Origin of the sequence: Rhodococcus sp. NPDC077669 (assembly GCF_040686915.1) — a bacterium.
In the GTDB taxonomy this organism is placed as follows: domain Bacteria; phylum Actinomycetota; class Actinomycetes; order Mycobacteriales; family Mycobacteriaceae; genus Rhodococcoides; species Rhodococcoides fascians.
Map to the genome: position 1 here is coordinate 1 of NZ_JBFBMD010000063.1, position 1,120 is coordinate 1,120.

The 1,120-nt window shown below is 65.6% G+C and carries 1 protein-coding gene; it reads left to right on the forward strand.

The window, feature by feature from the left end; translation table 11 throughout:
• Positions 1-369: 369 nt before the first annotated feature.
• A partial coding sequence (locus tag AB0P23_RS25455) for a GntR family transcriptional regulator (RefSeq protein WP_363799792.1) occupies positions 370-1,120 on the forward strand: 751 nt, incomplete at its 3' end.

A 1,120-nucleotide genomic window follows, 5' to 3' on the forward strand; every position in this document is an offset into this window, starting at 1 on the left:
CGGTTTGGTCCTGTGCTCGCCCTGTCGGCTCGCTGCGCCACCGACGGTGAGCAGACCCCAGACCGAGCAGGACCCCGGGCGACACTCCTGATCCGGCACCGACTGGCCTGACCCGGGACCGACTGGGAGGCGACGTGATGCCGCGTCGCTACGCGGACGGATTCACCAGGTTCGGCGCGATCTCCACCAGGCGCTCGTTCGTGCTCGGCGAGACTTTGTCGATGCGAAGGTCGTCTTGTTGCGTGTCGACCTGCGCAGAGCATCTCCCGTCCGTACGGATGTACGTACATTTGTTGTACAGTGGCCCCGAGGGCCAGCAGTCGGCGGCTCGAATTCGGATTCCGACACAGATCGACAGGAGGGCCTTTGATGGTTGAACCCGATCGCAGTGCCGCGCTCGACCGCTCCAGTGCGATGCCGCTGTGGGCGCAACTGCATGCTGATCTGGTCCGCCGAATCGGTGACGACGAATTCGCCGGCTCCGAGTTCCCGGGCGAGCATGCGTTGACGACGAGCTACGGGGTGAGCCGTCACACCACCCGCGAGGCCCTGCGGCACCTGCGGAACGAAGGAATCTTGATTGCAGAGCGTGGCCGGCCTTCTCGGTTGGCGGCTCCGCCGGTGATCGAGCAGCCACTCGGTGCGCTCTACAGTCTCTTCGCTGCGGTGGAAGCCACGGGTGTTGCTCAGCACAGCGTGGTGCGTGTACTCGAACTGCGGACCGACCCCGCGGTGGCCGCTACCCTGCGGGTCGGTCCCAAGGCGCCGCTGCTCTACCTAGAGCGCATCCGTATGGCAGGGACCATGCCGTTGGCGCTCGACCGTGCCTGGTTGCCGGGGGATCTGGCACGCGACCTCCTGGATGCGGACTTCACTCACACGGCTCTCTACATCGAGCTCGAGAAGCGTTGCGGCATCCGCCTGACCGGTGGCCGCGAGGACGTCACTGCCGTCGTCCCGGATCCGGAGGATGCGGCAGCACTCGAACTCGATTCGAAGACCTCCGCGCTGTCGATCCGCCGTTCGGGTTGCATGAATTCCCGGCCGGTGGAGTTGCGGCACACAGTGATTCGAGGAGATCGGTTCACCGTCTCGGCCACGTTCTCACCGAGCGACGGCT